Origin of the sequence: Streptomyces sp. RPT161, from assembly GCF_027533845.1 — a bacterium.
Taxonomy (GTDB): Bacteria; Actinomycetota; Actinomycetes; order Streptomycetales; family Streptomycetaceae; genus Streptantibioticus_A; species Streptantibioticus_A silvisoli_A.
Map to the genome: position 1 here is coordinate 24,056 of NZ_JAPZVN010000021.1, position 14,635 is coordinate 38,690.

14 protein-coding genes are annotated in these 14,635 nt (G+C 70.4%); all 14 read left to right on the plus strand.

The window, feature by feature from the left end:
- Positions 1-20 precede the first annotated feature (20 nt).
- The 14 genes from O5O46_RS28790 (at position 21) to O5O46_RS28855 (ending at position 14,567) form a co-directional block, all read left to right on the plus strand.
- Complete coding sequence (locus tag O5O46_RS28790; protein WP_269858539.1) at positions 21-698, plus strand: peptidylprolyl isomerase; 678 nt, start codon at positions 21-23, stop codon at positions 696-698.
- 88 nt (positions 699-786) lie between these two features.
- Positions 787-2,637, plus strand: a complete 1,851-nt coding sequence (locus tag O5O46_RS28795; protein WP_269858540.1) for a glycoside hydrolase family 15 protein — start codon at positions 787-789, stop codon at positions 2,635-2,637.
- Between the two features lie 117 nt (positions 2,638-2,754).
- Entirely contained in the window at positions 2,755-3,777 is a 1,023-nt protein-coding gene (locus O5O46_RS28800) for a GlxA family transcriptional regulator (protein WP_269858541.1), read from the plus strand.
- A complete protein-coding gene (locus O5O46_RS28805; protein WP_269858542.1) occupies positions 3,774-5,480 on the plus strand; it encodes a thiamine pyrophosphate-binding protein in 1,707 nt (568 codons plus the stop codon). The genes O5O46_RS28800 and O5O46_RS28805 overlap by 4 nt, the downstream gene beginning before the upstream one ends.
- The gene (locus O5O46_RS28810) at positions 5,452-6,105 is read left to right on the plus strand and encodes an SRPBCC family protein (protein WP_269858543.1); all 654 of its coding nucleotides are present in this window, start codon (positions 5,452-5,454) and stop codon (positions 6,103-6,105) included. The genes O5O46_RS28805 and O5O46_RS28810 overlap by 29 nt, the downstream gene beginning before the upstream one ends.
- Positions 6,102-7,112, plus strand: a complete 1,011-nt coding sequence (locus O5O46_RS28815) for a 3-oxoacyl-ACP synthase III family protein (RefSeq protein ID WP_269858544.1) — start codon at positions 6,102-6,104, stop codon at positions 7,110-7,112. Before O5O46_RS28810 ends, O5O46_RS28815 begins: the two co-directional genes overlap by 4 nt.
- Before the next feature lie 177 nt (positions 7,113-7,289).
- On the plus strand, positions 7,290-8,606 hold the full coding sequence (locus O5O46_RS28820; RefSeq protein WP_269858545.1) for a PucR family transcriptional regulator: 1,317 nt from the start codon (positions 7,290-7,292) through the stop codon (positions 8,604-8,606).
- Between the two features lie 267 nt (positions 8,607-8,873).
- The gene (locus tag O5O46_RS28825; protein WP_269858546.1) at positions 8,874-9,860 is read left to right on the plus strand and encodes a 3-oxoacyl-[acyl-carrier-protein] synthase III C-terminal domain-containing protein; all 987 of its coding nucleotides are present in this window, start codon (positions 8,874-8,876) and stop codon (positions 9,858-9,860) included.
- Between the two features lie 48 nt (positions 9,861-9,908).
- Entirely contained in the window at positions 9,909-10,829 is a 921-nt protein-coding gene (locus O5O46_RS28830; protein WP_269858547.1) for a diiron oxygenase, read from the plus strand.
- Positions 10,819-11,079 (plus strand): acyl carrier protein, encoded by a 261-nt coding sequence (locus tag O5O46_RS28835; RefSeq protein WP_269858548.1) that lies wholly within the window; start codon positions 10,819-10,821, stop codon positions 11,077-11,079. Before O5O46_RS28830 ends, O5O46_RS28835 begins: the two co-directional genes overlap by 11 nt.
- Positions 11,076-12,011, plus strand: a complete 936-nt coding sequence (locus O5O46_RS28840) for an aminoacyl--tRNA ligase-related protein (RefSeq protein ID WP_269858549.1) — start codon at positions 11,076-11,078, stop codon at positions 12,009-12,011. Before O5O46_RS28835 ends, O5O46_RS28840 begins: the two co-directional genes overlap by 4 nt.
- Positions 12,008-13,111 (plus strand): SDR family oxidoreductase, encoded by a 1,104-nt coding sequence (locus O5O46_RS28845; RefSeq protein WP_269858550.1) that lies wholly within the window; start codon positions 12,008-12,010, stop codon positions 13,109-13,111. The genes O5O46_RS28840 and O5O46_RS28845 overlap by 4 nt, the downstream gene beginning before the upstream one ends.
- On the plus strand, positions 13,108-13,695 hold the full coding sequence (locus O5O46_RS28850) for a ferritin-like domain-containing protein (RefSeq protein ID WP_269858551.1): 588 nt from the start codon (positions 13,108-13,110) through the stop codon (positions 13,693-13,695). Before O5O46_RS28845 ends, O5O46_RS28850 begins: the two co-directional genes overlap by 4 nt.
- Positions 13,692-14,567: a 4'-phosphopantetheinyl transferase superfamily protein gene (locus tag O5O46_RS28855; RefSeq protein WP_269858552.1), complete on the plus strand. Its 876-nt coding sequence runs from the start codon at positions 13,692-13,694 to the stop codon at positions 14,565-14,567. Before O5O46_RS28850 ends, O5O46_RS28855 begins: the two co-directional genes overlap by 4 nt.
- Positions 14,568-14,635: the final 68 nt, after the last annotated feature.

Here is a 14,635-nt window from a genome sequence, read left to right on the forward strand (position 1 = left end):
AGACCTCGGAGGTCCGTCACATGAAGCGCAAGCACTGGGTACCCCTCGCCGCCGCGGCGTCCGTCGTCCTGACGCTGGCCACGGCCGCGTCCGCCAACTCGCGGACGAACGAGCGCACTTCAGCCGCGCCCGCCCCGGCACCGTGCGGCTTCACGAAGGCGGTGCCCGCCGACAGATTCAAGGGCATACCGGTCTTCGACCCGGCCACCGCGGCCCGGCCGTACTCCGCGACCCTGCGGACCGGCCAGGGCCGCATCACGTTCCGGGCGCTGACCGACAAGGCACCGTGCACCACGTTCTCCTTCCGCTTCCTCGCCCAGCGCGGCTACTTCGACCACACGCACTGCCACCGGCTGACCACGCAGAAGATCTACGTACTGCAGTGCGGCGACCCGACGGGCACCGGTAGCGGCGGCCCCGGCTACTCCTTCCGCGACGAGAACCTGTCCGGCGCCACCTATCCGGCGGGCACCGTGGCCATGGCCAACTCCGGCCCCGACACCAACGGCAGCCAGTTCTTCTTTGTCTGGAAGGACACCAAGCTCTCCCCCGCCTACACGCCCTTCGGTCAAGTCACCGGCGGCATGGACGTGTTGCGCAGGATCGCCGCCGGCGGCGAGGACGACCAGAACGGCCCTGGCGACGGCTTCCCGACGCTACCGGTCGACATCAGCCGGGTACGGACCGCGGCGCACTGAACGCACGCGCCCCCGTCGGGACGCGTTCCGCTCTCCACGGCGGTATACAGGAGAGAGCGGGTTCCACGCGTCCCGAGGAGGGGTGGACATGCAGTTCGTCACCCAGAGTGGACGACCCGACTACATACCGATAGAGGACCACGGCATCATCGGCGATCTGCACACCGTGGCCCTGGTGGGAGACGACGGCACGATCGACTGGTGCTGCCTGCCCCGCTTCGACGCGCCGTCGGTGTTCGGCTCCCTGCTGGACGCCAAGAAGGGCGGCTCCTTCTCGGTGTCGGTGGCGAAGGCCGAACGCACCAAGCAGATGTACATGCCGGACTCCAACGTGCTGCTGACCCGGTTCCTGGCCCATGACTCCGTCGCCGAGCTGTACGACTTCATGGTGCCGGACCACCCTTCGTGCCCCAAGGCGAGCGTCCGCCAGATCGTCCGCCAGGTACGGGTGCTCAGGGGGCGGGCCAGGGTGGAGGTGTACTGCCGACCCGCGTTCGACTACGCGCGGGTGCCGCACCAGGTGAGCCTGGTTCCGGATCTGGGCGCGGTGTTCACCAGCGCCGTCGGCACGTTGACGCTGCGCGCCTCCGTGCCGCTGCAGGTCGACGGCGACGCCGCGGTGGTCGCGGTCGAGCTGGAGCCGGGGCAGACCCTGGAGCTGGCCGCCGAGTGGGGCAGTGAGCTGCGCCCGCTCGGCGACAGCGAGGTCTCCCGGCTGCTGGACCTCACGCTGGCGTTCTGGGACGGCTGGCTGCGGCACTCCCGCTACCAGGGCCGGTACCGGGAGATCGTGGAGCGCTCCGCGCTGGCGTTGAAGCTGCTGGTCTACCAGCCCACCGGGGCGCTGGTCGCGGCGCCGACCACCTCGCTGCCGGAAGCCATCGGCGGGGTGCGCAACTGGGACTACCGCTACACCTGGGTGCGGGACGCCGCCTTCACGCTGTACGCGCTGATGCGGCTGGGCTTCACCGAGGAGGCGGCGTCGTTCGTGGACTGGCTGCGCAGCCGCTGCCTGGAGGCACCGCCGGAGCGCGGGCTCCAGGTGCTGTACGGGATCGACGGGCGCGCGGAGCTGCCGGAGATGGTGCTCGACCACCTCGACGGCTACTGCGGTTCACGGCCGGTGCGCATCGGCAACGCCGCAGCGGACCAGCTCCAACTCGACATCTACGGCGAGGTGATGGACTCGGTCTATCTGTACAACAAGTACGGGCAGCCGATCTCCTACGACCTGTGGGAGGCGTTGAGCCGCCAACTGGACTGGTTGGAAAAGCACTGGGAGGACCCGGACGAGGGCATCTGGGAGGGCCGCGGCGCCCGCCAGCGGTACACCTACTCGGCGCTGATGACCTGGGTGGCCTTCGAACGGGCCCAGCGCATCGCCCGGCAGCGCGGCATGCCCGCGCCCATCGAGCGCTGGCGGGACACCGCCGGCGCCGCGTACCGCTTCGTACAGGAGATGTGCTACGCGCCCGACCACGGCGCGTACGTCCGCTACCCCGGCAGCGACACGCTGGACGCGGCGCTGCTGGTGATGCCGCTGGTGAAGTTCGCGTCCCCGACGGACCCCAGGTTCCTGTCCAGTGTGGAGCGGATCGAGGAGACCCTGGTCAGCGACAGCCTGGTGCACCGTTACCGGATCGACGGCAGTGACGGCTTCACCGACTCGGAGGGCACCTTCAACCTGTGCTCCTTCTGGTACGTCGAGGCGCTCTCCCGCGCCGGACGGGTGGGCGAGGCCCGCTATGTCTTCGAGAAGATGGTGACCCAGGCCAACCATGTGGGCCTGTACTCGGAGGAGATCGGTCCGGCGGGTGAGGCACTGGGCAACTTCCCACAGGCCTTCACCCACCTGGCACTGATCAGCGCGGCCACCAACCTGGACCGTTCGATCAGGTCCCACCCCGGACCCGCGGCCCGGCACTGCCACCAGACGTGACCTCGCTCACCCCCGCCCGACCCGACGCGCTGCTCAGCGGCGCACCGGCGCCGCGCTGGCAGTAATCGTCAACAGACTGTCATTGCGGCCAGGTTCGGTCGCCGACACGCTGTGACCGTGATCCAACGACGTGTGGTGGTCGTGGTCTACTCCGGCGTGCAGGCGCTGGACGTCACCGGGCCCATTGAGGTGTTCGACACGGTGAACCGCCGGTTAGCCGAGCAGGGGGTGGGCTACCGCATCGAGTACGTCTCCGCCGACGCGCCCCTGGTGCGCACCTCCGTCGGGCTGGTGGTCCAGGCCGCGCGGCTGGACGAGGCGGTCGGCCCCATCGACACCCTGCTGGTGCCCGGGGGCTGGGGGCTGCGCGAGGCTTTGCGGGAGCGGGAGTTGGTGTCCTGGATCCGCGACGCCGCCGCCCGGTCGCGCCGGGTGGCCTCGGTGTGCGGCGGGGCGTTCCTGCTGGCCGAGGCGGGTCTGTTGGACGGGCGGCGGGCGACCACGCACTGGGCGTACTGCGAGGAGTTCGCCCGCCGCTATCCGCGGGTGACGGTGGACTCGGGGCCGATCTTCGTGTGGGACGGCCGGTATGTGACGTCCGCGGGGGTGTCCACCGGCATCGACATGGCGCTGGCGCTGGTGGAGGCCGACCACGGTGCGGCCGTCGCCCTGGACATGGCCCGCTATCTGGTGCTGTTCTTCAAACGGCACGGCGGCCAGTCGCAGTTCAGCGCGGTGCTGGAGGCGCAGTTGGCCGACCCGCTGCCGATCAGGGCGGCCCAGGAGTGGATCCTGGGCCACCTCGAACAGCCGCTGCCGGTGGCCGAGTTGGCGCGGCGGGCGAACATGAGCCCACGCAACTTCGCCCGGGTGTTCCGCCGTGAGGTGGGGACCACACCGGGCCAGTACGTCGAGCGGATGCGGATCGCGCGGGCGCGTGAGCTGCTGGAGAGCACCGAACTGCCGATCAGCCATGTGGCCAGGCGCTGCGGCTTCCCGGCCGTGGAGACCTTCCTGCGGTCGTTCGGCCGGGCCATGGGGCTCACTCCGGGCGAGTACCGGCAGCGCTTCCAGGTGCTCTCCCCCGCGGGCCTGATCGTCGCCCCCGGCAGGGACGGCTTCGCGGAGGTGGGCGCATGACCGCGGACGCCCGGGTGCGCCTGGTCGACTACCTGGCCGGGGAGTTGGCCCGGATCGGCGCCCGGTACGTGTTCGGCGTGGGTGGCGCGAACATCGAGGACCTGTACGACGCCGTGCACCACCAGCCGGGGTTGACCGGCGTGGTGGCGAAGCACGAGTTCTCCGCGGCCACCATGGCGGACGGCTACGCCCGGGCCACCCGGCGGACCGGTGTGGTCATGGCCACCTCCGGCGGCGGGGCGATGAACCTGGTGCCGGGACTCGCCGAGGCGCACGCCTCACGGGTGCCGCTGCTGGCACTGGTGGGGCAGCCGCCGACCGGGTTGGACGGGCGGGGTGCGTTCCAGGACTCCAGCGGCAAGGGCGGCTCCTTCGACGCGGCGCGGGTCTTCGCGCCGGTGTCCCGGTTCTGCGCCCGGGTGACCGAACCGGAGTCGTTCGCCGGACTGCTGGCAGAGGCGATCCAGGCAACGCGGACCCACCCGCGGGGTCCGGCGGTACTGCTGCTGCCCAAGGACGTACAGCAGGCCCTCGTCACCGTGCCGAGGAGCACGCCGGTACCGCCACCGGTGGTGCGGCCGGATCCGGCGGCCCTGGACGAGGCCGTGCGGCTGCTGGACGGCGCCCAGCGCGTCCTGCTGATCGCCGGTGAGGGGGTGGCCGCCTCCGGTGCCCGCGCGGAACTGGCCGAACTGGCAACGGCGTTGGGGGCGTGGGTGGCGGTCAGCCCGGACGCCAAGGACGTCTTCCCCAACCACGACCCCCGGTACGTCGGGGTGGCCGGGGTGATGGGGCACCTCGGCGTCCAGGACCATCTGCGTCGTGCCGATGCCTGCCTGCTGGTCGGCACCCGCCTGCCGTTGATGGCCCGCGGCGGCCTGGACGAAGCGCTGCGCACCACCCCCGTGGTTTGCGTGGACCCGGAACCGCCGTTCGTCCCCGGCATCGCGCTGCGCGGCGACCCGCGCCAGACGCTGGCCACCCTCAACGCCCGACTGACGCCACGGCCCCGCCCGCACCCGGAACCCGCGGGCGACCCGCGCCCGTTGGCCGTACCGCCACCTCCCGGGGCCGGCTTGTCGTATGCCGAGGCGCTCTCCGCGATCGCCTCGGCGCTGCCCGAGCGCGCCCATGTCTTCGTGGACGCCGGGAACGTCGGAGCGAGCGCCATCCATCTGCTGCCCGCGCCGCGCGACGGCCGGTTCGTGGTGGCGGTGGGCATGGGCGGCATGGGCTACACCTTCGGCGCGGGCATCGGCGCGGCGCTCGGCACCGGTCGCCGTACGTATGTGCTGGCCGGGGACGGCGCGTTCTTCATGCACGGGATGGAGGTGCACACCGCGGTCGAGTACGCGGCCCCGGTCACCTTCGTCATCCTCAACAACAACGCGCACGCGATGTGCGCCACCCGCGAGCAGCTGTTCCAGGGCGGCGCCCGTACCGAGAACGTCTTCCGTCCGTCCGACATCGCCGCCGGTGCGGCGGCTATGTTCCCCGACCTGGACGTGAGCCGGGCACACCGCGCCGGTGATCTGCGCCTGGCCCTGCTGCGGGGAAACGGCAACGCCGGTCCGGCGTTGGTCGCCCTGGACTTCGACCACCGGGAGATCCCCCCGTTCCTCCCCTTCCTGGCCGCCCCGGACCAGGAACCCGACCACACCGAGGAGAGCACCGATGACCGCGGACCACTCCACGTTGGCTGAAGTGCCCGGCCTGATAAGGGTGGAGAACACCACCCCCGAGCAACTGGCCGAGCACTGCGCCCGGATGACCCGGGAGAGTTATCCGCACCAGCAGGTCTACGGGCGGTACTGCACCATCGAGCAGTACGTCGACTGCCCGCCCGAGCAGGTCTACGACTATCTGCGCCAGGGGCACCACCTGGAGGAATGGACCTGTAGCCTGCGGGACTTCGGCCCCACCGACACGCCCGGGCTGTGGCTCGGGCGCGACCTGCTGGAGCCGGGCACCGGCATCTACTGCAAGGTGGTGGCCAACTCCGAGGCGATGACGGTGGACTACCACTGCGCCTGGGACCAGGGCGAGACGCTGTGGATGGTCTATCTGATGCGGGTGGTCCCGGCGTCCCTGGTGCTGGACGAGCCGGGCTCGGTGGTCACCTGGACCAACTGCCGCCATCCGTACTACGACGCCAACCCGTTCCCGGAGCGTGCGCCGCGCCCCGACCGGCGCTGGGTGGGCGAGTACTGGGACCTGTTCTACGCCGGTCACACGGTGGAGATGCACAACCTCAAGGCGATCCTGGAACACCGCCACAAGGCCGGGCTTCCGGTCAGCGTGCCGCCCACGCGGGCGGTGGCCCGTTGACTCCGGTCAGCCTCACCGATGTCGCGGCACATCTGCCGGGCGAGCCGGTGCCCGCGGAGTTCTACACCGGCTACCCCGGGGCGGAGGACCGGCTGCGGGACAGCCCGATGTTCCGGGTGCCGCCGTTCCGGCACCATGTGGCGGAGGGGGAGAGCAACGTCGACCTGATCGAGCGGGCCGTGCGGCCGCTGATGGAGCGGCACGGCCGGGCGGCGATCCGCGGGGTGGACGTGCTGCTGGTGCACAGCCAGTTGCCGGACGTGCCGTTCGTCGGCGCGGGCACCGAGGTGGCGCGCCGCCTCGGCATGTCCCCGGAGTGGCTGGTGGACGTGGCCAACGGGGGCTGCGCGTCGTTCGTCCACATGCTGGGCCTCGCCCGGCAGTTGCTGACCACCACCTCGGCGAGGTCCGCGCTGATCTGCAACGCGCAGACCGCGGCCGGCCAGTTGTTCACCCAGTCCGAGGTGCGCGGGCTCGCCCAGGCCGCGATCCCGGGTGACGGCTGCGGGGTGGGGTACGTCACCGCGTCCGGCCCGAATCCCGTACTGGACGTGCGGGTGCGGCACATCGCCGAGTACGCGGGGGACATGACGATGGTGCGCGACGACGGCCGCAGGTACTGGGAGCCGGGCGAGGCGCAGTTGCGGATCGGCTTCACCGAGACCGGTGTCGCCCGGGTGCTGGAGCGCGGCAACCGGCTGGTCCCCGAGGTGGTCACCGAGTTGTGCAAGGATCTCGGCAGGGATGCCGCCGAGATCGGTACGCTGATCACCAACCAGCCCAACCGCACCTTCCTGCGCAACTGGCGGGAGGCACTGGGCCTACCGCCCGAACGCCACCCGGACACCTTCGACACCTGCGGCAACCTGTTCGGCGCGGCGATCCCGATCACCCTCGACCGCACCATCCGCTCAGGCGACCTGGAGGACGGCTCGTTGCTGGTCCTGGGCGGCTTCGCGCACGCGGGTGACTTCGCGGGCGCGGCAGCGGTGGAGTGGCACGGCTAGCAACCGCGACGCTCCAGCCCGCGGTGCCTGACAAGGCGCAACCGGGCCGGAATTCGCCCCCGGCCGAAGTGGTGCTAGCCACATCGACACAGCGCAATGGGCAACCTTTCCGTCACGCCTCGTAGTCTACGAGGGCAGCCGTCGACACCCGTCGGCCATGGCCAAAGGGAGCTCAAGATGTCGGTACCCGCGCACATCGCCTCGGTGCGGGCGATCACCTCAGGCACCGCCAAGGACGCCGAGAGCCCGTCAGACGTCATTCATCTGCCCAGTACACGGCCGTTAGGCGGGCACGGCTCGGTGGTGCCCGCGCTCGCGGAGGCACTGATACGCCAGGCCCCGCAACTCATCGAGCAGCTCGTTGAGTTGGCCGCGGGCCGGGACGTGGAGCACGTCCAGCAGCTGCCACCGGCCGACATCCGCCGCTCGCTGCGCGAGCACGTACTGGGCTTCCTGCGGTTCCTCGCGGACAAGCCCGTTCCCGACGACGACCCGCTCACCGTGCCCATGGCCTGGGGCCACCACCGCGCCCAGGAGGGGGTGGCCCTGGAGTCGATGCTGCGGGTGCACCGGCTGGCCACCCAACTGCTGTGGGAGAAGCTGTTCGACGAGGCCCGCGCCAGGTCACCGGAGGTGCTGCAACGGCTGCTGGACGAGAGCGGGCCGGTGTGGGACGTGCTGGACAGCTACTCGCTGGCGCTGGTCAAGGGGTACCGTTCGGCCGAGTTGACCGCCCGCCGCGAGGACGCGGCGCGCAGGGACGCGCTGTTCGACGCGCTGATCGAGGGGCGCGGTGTGGAACCGGCGGTCGCCGCGGAGGCGCGGGTCACGCTGGGGCTGCCGACCCGCGGCCGGTTCGTGGTGGTCGCCGTGGACGCGGACGCGGGCGGGTCCTTCCGTACGTTGAGCGCCGCGCTGCCCGCGCGCTCGGTACAGGCCGTGTGGCGGCTGCGCTCGGACCGGGAGATCGGCGTACTGGAACTGGGCCGCACCGCGCTGCCGCGGCTGGTCGAATGGCTCTCCGCCGGTGCGGGTCAGCGGGTGGGGGTCTCCGGCGAGGTGGACAGCCTCGCCGACATCGCCACCGCCTACCACTTCGCGGAGACCGCGCTGCAGACGCTGCGCTACGGGACCACGGGGGTGGCGGCCTTCGACGACCGGCTGCTGGAGGCCTTCGTGGTGACCAGTCCGAACGTCGCACAGCGGCTGGCCCAGCGGGCCTTCGGGCACCTGCTGGACTGCGCGCCGGAGGAGCGGGACGTACTGCTGACGACGATGGACGCCTGGTTCCGCAGCGGCTGTTCGGCCGCCAAGGCCGCACAGCGGTTGCACTGCCACCGCAACACCGTGCTCAACCGGCTGCGCCGGGTGGAGTCGCTCACCGGTCACTCGCTGGACGACGACCGCCATCAACTGGCCTGTCAGATGGCACTGGTGGCGGTCAACACGCTGCCGCTCACCTCACCGCCGCAGTCCGACACGGAGAACATGTAACGCGCATGTAAACCCGTGGGGCGGTTGTGCTCGGTGCACAGTCTGGCCGTGGGAATCCGCAGCAGGCGGCCATCGACGCGGCCCGTAGCCAGACGGAAGCATGGAGCAGGGGGCGCGAAGGCGCAAGGGGTTTGGCGCCTTCAACCGGAAGCGGTTGCGCCCTGGTGAGCGTTTGAACCTCACCAAGCCGACGGTCCCGTACGCGATGGAGCGGACGGTACGACCGCGGTGTGCGCATGGTTCGTTACGGGGGGCTGGGAGTTGTCAGTGACGGATGTTTTCGTCGACTCGTTCGTCTACTCACTTGGCGAGCGCAAGATCCATGTCAATGAGACGGCGGCCGCGGGCGGACTGATCTCGTCCGCGCAGGACCTCGAGTCCGCCGGGTTCCGCTGGCATCACGTGTGCGAACCGACCACCAGTGCCTACGACCTGGCGAGCGCGGTCACCCGCCGGCTCGCCGACTCCGACCGGCTCGGTGACGTCGACGCGATCGTGTACGCCACCTGCCTGCCGCTCAACGGCAACGCGGGCGACGCCGCCGAGTGGGAAGCCACGAAGGACGTCAAACACCTGATGGACTTCCCCGCGAGTCGGCTGCAGGCCGACTTCGGGCTGCACAAGGCGGTCGTCATCGGCCTCAACCAGCAGGCCTGTACGGCCATGTTGGGCTCCGTCCGGCTGGCACAGGCGATGCTCCAGGTGGAGAAGGACTGGAACCGGGTGCTGTGCGTGACAGCCGACCGGTTCCCCGAGGGTGCCAAGTACGAGCAGGCGTACAACCTGATCTCGGACGGCGCCGCCGCCTGTGTGGTCAGCCGCCAGCCCGGCGCCTTCCGTCTTGTGACGGCCCATCAGATCACCAACGGCGGCCTGGGGCAGGCGGGCGACGACGAGACGGTGGGCAGCTACTTCTCGTACACCCACCGGCTGGTGCGCGAGACCCTGGAACGTGCCGGTCTGACCGCCGCCGACCTCGACTGGGTGGTCACCCAGAACACCAACGACAAGGCGTGGCAGATCCTGGCCAGACTGCTGGGAGTCGGTTTCGAGAAGGTGTTCTTCTCGTCCATGCCGGACGTCGGCCACGTCATCTCCGCCGACAACGTGGTCAACCTCGCCGAGCTGCTCGCCACCGGGCGGGTGCGCCCGGGCCAGCGCATCGCCCTCATCATGGCGGGCTTCGGGCTGAACTGGCAGTGCCTGATCCTCGAAGCCACCGAAGCGGTGGCCGCTGCCGCCGCCCGGGACTGACCCCGGCCCGTACATCCGCCAAGCAACCGACCACCGGATGAGGACCGCTTGAGTACATCGAACGTGCCCAAAGCCCGGCTGGCCGAGGCGCTCGCCTCGCTCGGCCCCACCGTCAGCAGGCTCAGCCACCTGTCGCAGCGCTCGTACCAGAACCCGTACACCGAGCTGGCGGCGTGGCCGAAGGAGGTCCGGCCGGAACAGGAGTGGTTCAGCAGCCCCGAGTACCTGAGCCTGCACGGCACGGAGCACTGGGAGCGGCTTGACGAGACCGCCCGTTGCCGACTGGCCTTCCACGAGGCCGCCAACTTCTACAGCCTCAACATCCACGGTGAGAAGTCCCTGATGCAGGGCCTGGCCGAACGGCTCTACCGCAAGGACCTGTTGGACGTCTCGGAGTACCTGCACCACTTCCTGGACGAGGAGAACAAGCACAGCATCTACTTCGGCGCCTTCTGCACCCGCTACTCGCGGGTGTACCGCAGCCGCCAGTTCTCCTTCGAGGAGTCGCACGACTCCCGGTCGCGCGACATCGAGGACTTCCTCTTCTTCGCCAAGACCATGATCTTCGAAGAGATCGTGGACAACTACAACTGGGTGCAGTCCAGGGACTCCCGGCTGCATCCGGTGGCCCGGTTCATCAACCACAACCACCACTTCGAGGAATCCCGCCATCTGATCTTCGGCCGCCGTCTGGTGACCGCGCTGTGGGAGGCCTGCGCTCCATCCTGGGGCGGGCAGACCGTCGAGGAGCTGCGGGCCTACCTGCGGCAGTACTTCACCATGGCCTGGCGTGAGTACTACAACCCGGACGTCTACGCCGACGCCGGGCTCGAAGATCCATGGGAGATCGCCGAACGAGCATGGTCCGCACCGGCGCAGCGGGAGCACCGCCGCGAGGTGTCGAAGAAGGTCGTCGGTTTCCTCACCTCGACAGGCATTCTCGACAAGGAGCCCGCCGATGCGTTCTGAGCAGGAGATCCGTGACAGCCTGCGGTCCTGGGTACTGGCCAAGGCCGCCGACCGGGACGGTGCGACGATCACCGACCAGACCGCGCTGTTCGAGGAGCGGTACCTGCGGTCGGTCCATCTGCCCGAACTGCTGCTGCTGTTGGAGAGGCTGAGCGGTACGCCGATCGACGTGGAGGACCTCAACCCGGGGGACTTCCGCGACATCGACTCGATGGTGCTCCGGTTCTGCACGACGGGAGCGACGCCATGACGGCCGTCGAGGCGCCCGCCGTCGATCCGGTACGGGCGGCGCGGCTGGCCGAACTCGGCCTGTCCTGGCAGCCGTCCGGCCAGGCGGCGCTACGCGGACCGCTGCTGCGGCTCGCCGAGGAGTGCGACCGGGCCTTCACCACCCTCGCCCAGATCTGGCAGGCGGACGAGGAGCGCCACCCCGCCTCGCTGCCCGCCCAGCGCCTGCAACGGGTCGACTACCTGCGCTCGTTCCCGCACCAGGCGACCCTCGCCGCCCGGCTGGCCGATCAGGAGGCCAACCTGGACGCGTTCCTGGACGGACCGGTGCTGCACGAGGACGGCACCGTCGCGGTGACCGAACTCGCCGCGGTCACCCAGGTGCTGACCCCGGCGGCCTGCTACCACCTGTTCAACGACCACCTGGGCGAGACGTTCGACGCGCCCAGGTACCTGACCACCCGCAACACCTGCTTCCGGAACGAGCGGTACTACGTTCCGCTGCGCCGGCTGAGCAGCTTCACCATGCGCGAGGTGGTCTGCCTGGGCACCAGTGCCGAGGTGGTCGACTTCCTCGAACAGGCCCGGGCGGCACTGGACGCGTTCTTCGAACTCGTCGACCTGCCCCTGGAGTGGCTGACCGCGACCGACCCGTTCTTCCGGCCGCGCGCCAACCCGCGGTACATCATGCAGCGCGTCGAGCCCGTCAAGCACGAGGCCACCTACGGCGGCGATCTGGCCATCGCCTCGATCAACCGCCACCACGACCACTTCGGGGTCAACTTCGAACTGACCCGGGGCGAGGAACCGGCCCACAGCGGCTGTGTCGCCTTCGGTATCGAACGCTGGCTGTTCGCCATCACCGACCGCCACGGCACCGACCCGGCCGACTGGCCGAGGCTGGCGGACGCCGCGGCCAAGGTGCGCTCCGGCCTGGGTGGAGGCAGGGTATGAGGGGAACCACCGTCATCACCGGCGCGGACGGCTATCTGGGCCGTCAGCTCGCCGCGGCACTGCTGGCCGACGGCGACGACGACCTCGTGCTCGCCGTACGCGCCGACGACAGCGCCGAACTCGCCGCGAAGAAGGACCGGTTGGCCCAGCGGCTCGGCCCGCAGGCGCGGAGCAGAACCCGCGTCGTCGCCGCCGACCTGTCGCGGGACGACGCGCTGGCGGACATCGACACCCGCTCGGTGACCCGTATCGTGCACGCCGCCGCCGTCACCCGCTTCAACGTCGAGCGGGACCTGGCGCAGCGCGTCAACGTCGACGGCACCGCACGGCTGCGGGCGTTCGCGGCGCGCTGCGACAACCTCCAGCGGCTGGCGATGCTGTCCACGCTGTACGCGGCGGGCCGCCGGCGCGGTGACGTCCACGAGGAGCGGCTGGACGACGTGGGCTTCGTCAACCACTACGAGTGGTCCAAGTGGGCCGCGGAGGAAGAGGTGTTGGGCGCCGCCGGGGAGCTGCCGGTCTCCGTGCTGCGGCTGCCGACGCTCGTCGCCGACGACGACGGCGGCCAGGTCACCCAGTACAACGCCTTCCACAACACCCTGAAGCTGTTCTACTACGGACTGCTGTCCCTGCTGCCCGGCGACGGCGCGACGCCGCTGAGCCTGGCGACGGCGTCGTTCACCGCCTCGGCGGTCACCAGACTGCTCGACCCCGCGATCGCCGACGGCGTCTACCACATCTGCCCCGACCCGGCCGACACCGCGACGCTGGACCAGCTCGTCGACACCGCCTTCACGGTCTTCGAGCGCGATCCGGGCTTCCAGCGGCGCGGGTTGATGCGGCCGCTCCCCTGCGACCAGGAGAGCTTCGAGGACCTGCTGTCCGCGGCCGACCTGCTGCGGGGCGGCCCGATCAACCAGTCGCTCTCCTCGGTCTCGCCGTTCGCGCACCAGCTGTACCTACCGAAGACCTTCCGCAACGACGCGCTGCGGGCCGCCTGGCCCGGCTACACGGCTCCCGACCCGCTCGCGCTGGCGGAAACCACCTGCCTACGGCTCATCGAATCCAAGTGGGGCCGCCGGACCCAGGAGACACCGTGACGACGCTTTCCGAGAACGACCTGTGGCTGCTCAGCTTCTACCGCTCCTCCGAGATCAACGGCGCGCTGTTCTTCGGCCGGGTCGCCCGCACCCTGCGCGGCGGACCGCTACAGGCCGATGTCACCCACCACTTCGCCGACGAGGCCAACCACGCCAAATACTGGACGCGCTGCATCGAGGACCTCGGCTACAACGCCGAGAAGCTCTCCGGTGCCTACCAGGACCAGTACCTGGAAGCGGTGGGCCTGCCCGCCAACCTCATGGAGGTCATGGCGATCACCCAGGTCTTCGAGAAGCGGGTGATCGGCCAGTACCACCGGCATCTGCGGGCGCCCGACACCCATCCGCGGGTCCGGCAGACCATTGAGACGATCATGGAAGACGAGCGCTGGCACGTGAAGTACGTGCGCGACGCGCTCCAGGAGATGGCGCGCAAGTACGGCCAGCAGCTCATCGACGACACCCTCGCCCGGTTCACCGCGGCCGACGAGGAGGTCTACGCCAAGACCCTCGCCGAGTACGGCGAACGCATCGCCTTCCTCGGCGACGGCGCCGTCGACCTGAGCGTCCCCGGCAAGGCATGACCGAGACCGTGCTCGCCGTGTGGACGCGGCAGCCGCTGGCCACGCACACCCTCACCCGCCGGGAGCGGGACCGGCTCGCCGAACTGCCGCGCCGGGCAAGGCCGCAGTGGCTGGTCTCCCGGCACGCTCTGCGGGTGCTGCTGGGCGTGCTCGGGCTGCCGCGGGAGACCACCGGCTACGCGTTTCCGCACCGCCGGCTGTCGCTGTCGCACATCGAGGGCGCGGCGGTGGCCGCCGGCGCGGTGCGTCCGGCACCGCGGCTGGCGGGCATCGGGGTGGACCTGGAGACCGACCGGCAGGCCCGGGTGGACACCGCCCGGTTCTTCCTCGACGAGCACGAACGGTCCTGGCTGGCCTCGCTGCCCGAACACGCCAGGCCCAGTGAGCAATTGCGGCTGTGGACGGTCAAGGAGGCGCTGTTCAAGGCCGATCCGGACAACCGGCACACCGTACTGCTCGACTACCGCACCCTCGACGCGTCCGCCCGCCGCGGCAGCGCCCGCGCCGGCCCGCACCGCGAGCCGGTCTTCGGCTACGCCAGCACCCGGCTGCACGGCGCCCACCTGTCCGTCGCCGCGGCGTTCCACGGCGAGACCCGCACCCCGCAAGCCAACGCACCAGAAAGAGAGACGACAGTGCCAACCGCCGTCACCTTCGACGAGGTCGCCGACCGCATCAGCACGACGCTGTCCATACCGGTGGAGAAGCTGACCCCGGAAACCACCCTGCGGGAACTCGCCGCGGACAGCTTCCTGCTGGTCGAGATGGCCGTCGACCTCCAGGAGGAGTTCGACACCATCTTCACCCAGGACGAACTGCGCGAGATCACCACCCTCGGCGAACTCGCCGGGCTGGTGGGCGCGAAGGTCTGATCCACCGGCCGCCTCCCCCACCCGCTGGGCCCTCCCCCACCCCACGGACCCCCTCTCACCGGAGCTAG